We start from the raw sequence: 6,822 nt of genomic DNA on the forward strand, positions 1-6,822 counted from the left end.
ACCGCCGCGCCTCCCGGCCGTCACCCTCAGCCGTTGCCCCGGCCGTCGCGGCGGACCGCTACACCGGCCCGGCCACCGCCGCGATCTGCTTCTTCAGCGGCAGCCCCGAACCGTCCCTGCGGGGGTCGGGCTCGGGCAGTTCGACGGGGGCGCCCGTCTTGGTCGCCGCCAGCGCGGGTGTGGAGCCCGCCCACGCCAGCCGCAGCCGGTCCTCGCCTTTGAGGAAGCGCTGGCAGCGCACGCCGCCCGTCGCGCGCCCCTTGCGCGGGTACTGGTCGAAGGGGGTCAGCTTGGCAGTGCTCAGCGAGTCGTCCAGCGTGCCCTCGGAGCCGGCCGCGGTGAAGACGGCTCCTTCGGTGGCCGGGTCGACGGCGCCGAAGAAGATCACCTTCGCGTCCTGCCCGAGCTTGATGCCCGCCACGCCGCCCGCCGGACGGCCCTGCGGGCGCACCTGACCGGCCTGGAAGCGCAGCAGCTGCGCCTCATCGGTGATGAAGACCAGGTCCTCCTCGCCGGTGCGCAGCTCGGCGCCGCCGACGATCCGGTCGCCCTCCTTGAGGGTGATGACCTCCAACTCGCCCCGGTTCGACGGGTAGTCGGGCACCACCCGCTTGACGACGCCTTGCTCCGTGCCGATCGCCAGCCCCGGCGAGGACTCGTCCAGCGTGCTCAGACAGATCAGCGTCTCGTCGTTCTCCAGGGTGAGGAACTCCGAGATCTGGGCTCCGCCCGCCAGGTTGGGCGCTGTGGCCGTCTCCGGCAGCTGTGGCAGGTCGACGACCTGGAGCCGCAACAGGCGGCCTGCCGAGGTCACGGCGCCGACCTCGCCGCGCGTGGTGGCGGGCACGGCGGAGACGATCACATCGTGTTTGACGCGCTTGGCGGACTCGCCGAACTCCATCCCGCCGTTGGCGGTCCTGGCCAGTAGACCCGTGGAGGAGAGCAGCACCCGGCAGGGGTCGTCGGCGACCTCCAGCGGCACGGAGGCCACCGGAACCTCGGCCGAGTCCAGCAGCTCGGTGCGGCGCGGAGTGCCGTACTTCTTGGCGACGGCGGACAGTTCGGACGAGACGAGTTTGCGCAGCTCCGCGTCCGACTCGAGGATGCGGGTCAGCTGCTCGATCTCGCCCTTGAGCCGGTCCCGCTCGTCCTCCAGCTCGATGCGGTCGAACTTGGTGAGCCGGCGCAGCGGGGTGTCCAGGATGTACTGGGTCTGGATCTCGCTCAGGCCGAAGCGGGAGATGAGCGATGCCTTCGCCTCGGCCGCGTTCTCACTCGACCGGATGATTCTGATGACCTCGTCGATGTCGACGAGCGCCACCAGCAGGCCCTCCACCAGGTGCAGCCTGTCGCGCCGCTTGCCGCGCCGGTACTCGCTGCGACGCCGCACCACCTCGAACCGGTGGTCGACGTAGACCTCCAGCAGCTCCTTGAGGCCGAGGGTGAGCGGCTGGCCATCCACCAGGGCGACGTTGTTGATGCCGAAGGACTCCTCCATCGGCGTCAGCTTGTACAGCTGCGAGAGCACGGCCTCCGGGTTGAAGCCGTTCTTGACCTCGATGACCAGACGCAGTCCGTGCTCCCGGTCGGTGAGGTCCTTCACATCCGCGATGCCCTGGAGCTTTTTCGCGTTGACCAGGTCCTTGATCTTGGAGATGACCTTCTCGGGGCCGACGGCGAACGGCAACTCGGTGACCACAAGCCCCTTGCGCCGGGCCGTGACCTGCTCGATCGACACCGTGGCGCGGATCTTGAAGGAGCCTCGCCCGGAGCGGTAGGCGTCCTCGATGCCCTCCCTGCCGACGATCTTGCCGCCGGTCGGCAGGTCGGGGCCGGGGATGAAGTTCATCAGCGTCTGCAGGTCGGCGCCCGGGTGCTTGATCAGGTGCCGGGCTGCCGCGATGACTTCGCTCAGGTTGTGCGGTGGCATGTTCGTCGCCATGCCGACCGCGATCCCCGAGGAGCCGTTCACCAGCAGATTGGGGTAGGCGGCGGGCAGCGTGACCGGCTCGTCCTCGCTGCCGTCGTAGTTGGCGCCGAAGTCGACGGTCTCCTCGTCGATCGACTCCACCATCAGCCCTGCGGCCGGGGCCGAGCGGCATTCGGTGTACCGCATTGCGGCGGGCGGGTCGTCGTTGCCCAGCGAACCGAAGTTGCCGTGCCCGTCGACCAGCGGCAGCCGCATCGAGAAGTCCTGTGCCATGCGCACCAGGGCGTCGTAGATGGGCGAGTCACCGTGCGGGTGCAGCTTTCCCATCACCTCGCCCACGACGCGGGCGCACTTCACATACGACCTGTCGGGGCGCAGGCCCATCTCGTGCATCTGGTACAGAATCCGGCGCTGCACGGGTTTCATTCCGTCGCGGGCGTCGGGGAGCGCGCGCGAGTAGATGACCGAATACGCATACTCCAGGTAGGAGCCCTGCATCTCGTCGACGACGTCGATGTCGACGATGCGCTCCTCGAAGTCCTCTCCCGGCTCCGGTGCCGGTGTACGGCTTTTACTGCGGCGGGCCATCGCGGCTGCGGCTCCTTCGCTGCTTCGTGCTTCGCTCTTGTGCTGTGGCTCTTGTGCTCTCGGTCGACCATTGTGGACCGGCCCACTGACAGGGCGGTCGCTCGGTAGACCGTACGGGAACTTCGCACCTTGTCGGCGTGGTTGCATACAGTGACAGGGCCGCCGGTCGCGTGAGGCGCCAGGCGGCCGGCAGTTCCCGGCGCCCGGCCGGGATCCCCCGCTACCGAAGGGACTCCACGCCCATGGGTCACACGGCCACGCCCCCGCCGGCCACCGGTGGGCTGACAGCGACGGAGCACCGGCTGGCCAACGGCCTGCGAGTGGTGCTCTCCGAGGATCATCAGACCCCCGTTGCCGCTGTCTGCCTCTGGTACGACGTCGGTTCCCGCCACGAGGCAAAGGGCCGCACCGGCCTGGCCCACCTCTTCGAGCACCTGATGTTCCAGGGCTCGGCCCAGGTGAAGGGCAACGGCCACTTCGAGCTGGTGCAGGGCGCGGGCGGGTCGCTGAACGGCACCACCAGCTTCGAGCGCACCAACTACTTCGAGACGATGCCGGCCCACGAGCTGGAGCTCGCTCTGTGGCTGGAGGCGGACCGGATGGGCTCGCTGTTGGCCGCGCTGGACGAGGAGTCCATGGAGAACCAGCGCGACGTGGTCAAGAACGAGCGCCGCCAGCGCTACGACAACGTGCCCTACGGCACCGCGTTCGAGCGGATGACCGCCCTGCTCTTCCCCGAGGGTCACCCCTACCACCACACCCCGATCGGCTCCATGGAGGACCTGGACGCGGCCTCCCTCCAGGACGCGCAGGAGTTCTTCCGTACGTACTACGCGCCCAACAACGCCGTGCTCTCCGTCGTCGGTGACATCGACCCGGAGCAGGCACTCGCCTGGATCGAGAAGTACTTCGGCTCCATCCCGGGCCACGACGGCAAGCGCCCGCCGCGGGACGGCTCGTTGCCCGAGGTGATCGGCGAGGAGAAGCGCGAGCTCATCGAGGAGGACGTGCCCTCACGGGCGCTGATGAACGGCTACCGGCTGCCGCACGACGGCACCCGCGAGGCGGACGCGGCCGATCTGGCGCTGACCGCTCTGGGCGGCGGTGAGTCCTCCCGCCTCTACGCCCGGCTGGTGCGGCACGACCGCTCGGCCGTTGCTGCCGGGTTCGGCCTGCTGCGGCTGGCGGGCGCCCCCTCGCTGGGCTGGCTGGACATCAAAGCCTCCAGCGGGGCGGAGATCGCCGACATCCAGGCCGCTGTCGACGAGGAGCTGCGCCGGTTCGCCGAGGAGGGCCCCAGCGAGGAGGAGATGGAGCGGGCCCAGGCGCAGTTGGAGCGCGAGTGGCTGGACCGGCTGGCCACGGTCGGCGGCCGCGCCGATGAACTGTGCCGGTACGCGGTGCTCTTCGGTGACCCGCAGCTCGCGCTCTCGGCGGTGGGGCGCGTGCTGGAGGTGACCCGTGAGGAGGTGCGGGAGGTGGCGGCGCAGCGGCTGCGCTCCGACAACCGGGCCGTGCTCGTGTACGAGCCGCTGGCGCACGAGGACGAGGCGGGGAACGACGAAGAGGAGACCGGGCAGTGAGCGAGACACCGGCGAGCAGCAGCCAGAGCGCCGCGGCGACGGCGGGCGCGAGCCCCGCGGGGGTCGCGGAGACAGCAGGGAAGAGCATGGAGTTCCACCCGCAGCCGCCCAGCGGCACTCCGAAGCCGTGGGCCTTCCCCACGCCGGAGCGCGGCACGATGGCCAACGGGCTGACGGTGCTGCGCTGCCACCGCCCTGGCCAGAAGGTCGTCGCCGTCGAGGTGAACCTGGAGGCGCCGCTGGACGCGGAGCCCGAGGGGCTGGACGGGGTCGCCACCATCATGGCCCGCGCGCTGAGCGAGGGCACGGACAAGCACACCGCCGAGGAGTTCGCCGCCGAGCTGGAGCGGTGCGGTGCCACGCTCGACGCGAACGCGGACTATCCCGGAGTGCGGGTCTCGCTTGAGGTGCCCGCCTCCCGGCTGCCCAAGGCGCTGGGTCTGCTGGCCGACGCGCTGCGCGCCCCGGCGTTCCCCGACAGCGAGATCGAGCGGCTGGTCGCCAACCGGCTGGACGAGATCCCGCACGAGCTGGCCAATCCGGCCCGCCGTGCGGCCAAGGAGCTGTCCCGGGAGCTGTTCCCCGCCGAGTCGCGGATGTCGCGGCCGAGGCAGGGCACCGAGGAGACGGTGCGGCGGATCGACGCGGCCGCCGTGCGCGCCTTCTACGAGGCGCATGTGCGCCCCGCGACGGCCACCGTCGTGGTTGTCGGCGATCTGGAGGGGATCGAGGGCGGCGTCGAAGCGGCGCTCGACGAGTCCCTCGGCGGCTGGACGGGGGCCGCGGTGGCGTCGAGTCCGATGTCGCCGATCACCGCGGACGACACCGGCCGGGTCGTCATCGTGGACCGGCCGGGCGCTGTGCAGACGCAGCTGCTGATCGGCCGGGTCGGACCCGACCGGCACGACCGGGTGTGGCCCGCGCAGTTGCTGGGCGTCTACTGCCTGGGCGGCACTCTCACCTCGCGGCTGGACCGGGTGCTGCGCGAGGAGAAGGGCTACACCTACGGCGTACGCGCGTTCGGGCAGGTGCTGCGCTCCACAGCGGACGGCGGCGGTGCCGCGCTGCTGGCCATCAGCGGCTCGGTGGCCACCGATGTGACCGGGCCCGCGCTGGATGACCTGTGGCAGGTGCTGCGGAAGCTGGCAGCCGAGGGGCTGACCGACGACGAACGCGACGTGGCCGTGCGGAACCTGGTGGGCGTCGCGCCGCTGCGCTACGAGACGGCAGCGGCCGTCGCCGGGACGCTGGCCGACCAGGTGGAGCAGTATCTGCCGGACGACTTCCAGGCGCGGCTGTACGCGCAACTCGCCGAGACGGGCACGGTGGAGGCCACGGCCGCCGCGGTCAGCGCCCTGCCCGCCGACCGGCTGGTGACGGTACTGGTCGGCGACGCGTCCCAGATCGCCGATTCCGTACGGGAGTTGGGCATCGGCGACGTCAAGGTGGTCTCCGGCTCCTGAGCCCGCCGACGGGTTCGGCACGGCAGACGAAAAGTGGGGCCCGGGAGGAGGAACTGCTCCTTCCGGGCCCCGTGCGATGTCCCTTTCTGTCGCGATTGCTGCCGAGTTGGAGTGTGGCGAACGCGACAAAGTCAGGGATTCGTTTGCCGCCCGTAGTTGGCCCCGTTTAGCGTCGTTGCCGCTGTCCGTCAGAAGTGACCGCACCCGCGGCCGACGGAGAGCGATCGCCGAATCCCCGAGGCGAAGTGCCGAGGGGGACCGGGGACCCAGGTCCCATTGGGGTGAATCGGACGGCCTCGCAAGAGGCGGCCCGTAGGAGACCTTCCTGCTCCGAACCCGTCAGCTAACCCGGTAGGCGAGAAGGAAGGAAAGGAGTACGCCTCCGTATGGCGTTCACCCGTGCCACTGGCAAGCACAGGCGTCCGAGCAAGGCTCGCAGGGCCGCAGGGGGAGCAGCAGGCGTAGCCGGGCTCGCCACCGTGGGCGTCGTCGGGTCCATCGCCTCTCCCGCCTTCGCCGCGAGCGGAGACCAGAACCACGCCCCCGTCCGGACCGACGCCAAGGTGAGCGAGGCCGTCGGCGGCCCGATCTCCGAGACGCTGGACGAGCAGGCATACCAGCAGGCCCTCCACGCCGAGCAGGCCAAGGCGGAGACAGACGCCAAGGAAGAGGCCGCCAAGGCGAAGGCCGAGGCCAAGCGGAAGGCCGACGAGGCCCGGCGCAAGGCGGCGGCCGAGAAGGCGGAGAAGGAGCGCGAGGCGAAGCGCAAGGCGGCCCGGGAAGCGGAGCGGGCGAAGCTCAACGCCTATGTGCTGCCCGTCGAGGGCTCCTACGTCTCGACCGGCTACAAGCAGGGCGGCGGCATGTGGTCGTCCGGCAGCCACACCGGCGTGGACTTCCACGCGGGCATGAACACCCCGGTGCGCTCCGTCGCCGCCGGTGAGGTCGTGGAGGCCGGCAACGGCGGGGCCTACGGCAACAACATCGTGATCAAGCACAAGGACGGCACGTACACGCAGTACGGCCACCTCAACTCGATCGGCGTCTCGGTCGGCCAGGAGGTCAAGTCCGGCCAGCAGATCGGCCTCTCCGGCTCGACCGGCAACTCCTCCGGCCCGCACCTCCACTTCGAGGCCCGTACCGGTTCCGAGTACGGGTCGGACATCGACCCGGTCGCGTACCTGCGCCAGCACGGTGTGAAGCTCTGACCGAACGCTTGGGCTGAGGCGGTCGCGGATTCCGCCGGACCCGCACCGTC

At 70.5% G+C, this 6,822-nt stretch carries 4 protein-coding genes and 1 riboswitch; of the genes, 3 read left to right on the top strand and 1 reads right to left on the bottom strand.

The genetic code is table 11. From position 1 onward, the window contains the following. Positions 1 to 58: 58 nt before the first annotated feature. Positions 59 to 2,518, bottom strand: a complete 2,460-nt coding sequence (locus tag JW592_RS32220) for a DNA gyrase/topoisomerase IV subunit A (RefSeq protein WP_209268835.1) — start codon at positions 2,516 to 2,518, stop codon at positions 59 to 61. Between the two features lie 242 nt (positions 2,519 to 2,760). On the opposite strand from JW592_RS32220, the gene JW592_RS32225 reads away from it, so the two are divergent. The 3 genes from JW592_RS32225 (at position 2,761) to JW592_RS32235 (ending at position 6,772) form a co-directional block, all read left to right on the top strand. Further along, on the top strand, positions 2,761 to 4,101 hold the full coding sequence (locus tag JW592_RS32225) for a M16 family metallopeptidase (RefSeq protein ID WP_209268836.1): 1,341 nt from the start codon (positions 2,761 to 2,763) through the stop codon (positions 4,099 to 4,101). An 86-nt stretch (positions 4,102 to 4,187) separates the two neighbouring features. Beyond that, positions 4,188 to 5,564: a M16 family metallopeptidase gene (locus tag JW592_RS32230; RefSeq protein WP_209268838.1), complete on the top strand. Its 1,377-nt coding sequence runs from the start codon at positions 4,188 to 4,190 to the stop codon at positions 5,562 to 5,564. A gap of 215 nt (positions 5,565 to 5,779) precedes the next feature. Further along, a riboswitch (cyclic di-AMP (ydaO/yuaA leader) is annotated at positions 5,780 to 5,936 on the top strand. 14 nt (positions 5,937 to 5,950) lie between these two features. After that, positions 5,951 to 6,772 (top strand): M23 family metallopeptidase, encoded by an 822-nt coding sequence (locus JW592_RS32235; protein ID WP_209268837.1) that lies wholly within the window; start codon positions 5,951 to 5,953, stop codon positions 6,770 to 6,772. The last annotated feature ends 50 nt before the right edge of the window (positions 6,773 to 6,822 follow it).

Origin of the sequence: Streptomyces spirodelae, assembly GCF_017676385.1 — a bacterium.
GTDB classification, from domain to species: domain Bacteria; phylum Actinomycetota; class Actinomycetes; order Streptomycetales; family Streptomycetaceae; genus Streptomyces; species Streptomyces spirodelae.

Excerpts from the sequence above, each read along its gene's own strand:
- JW592_RS32235 (WP_209268837.1), top strand. The coding sequence starts at position 5,951 with ATGGCGTTCACCCGTGCCACTGGCAAGCACAGGCGTCCGAGCAAGGCT.
- JW592_RS32225 (WP_209268836.1), top strand. The coding sequence starts at position 2,761 with ATGGGTCACACGGCCACGCCCCCGCCGGCCACCGGTGGGCTGACAGCG.
- JW592_RS32220 (WP_209268835.1), bottom strand. The coding sequence starts at position 2,518 with ATGGCCCGCCGCAGTAAAAGCCGTACACCGGCACCGGAGCCGGGAGAG.
- JW592_RS32230 (WP_209268838.1), top strand. The coding sequence starts at position 4,188 with ATGGAGTTCCACCCGCAGCCGCCCAGCGGCACTCCGAAGCCGTGGGCC.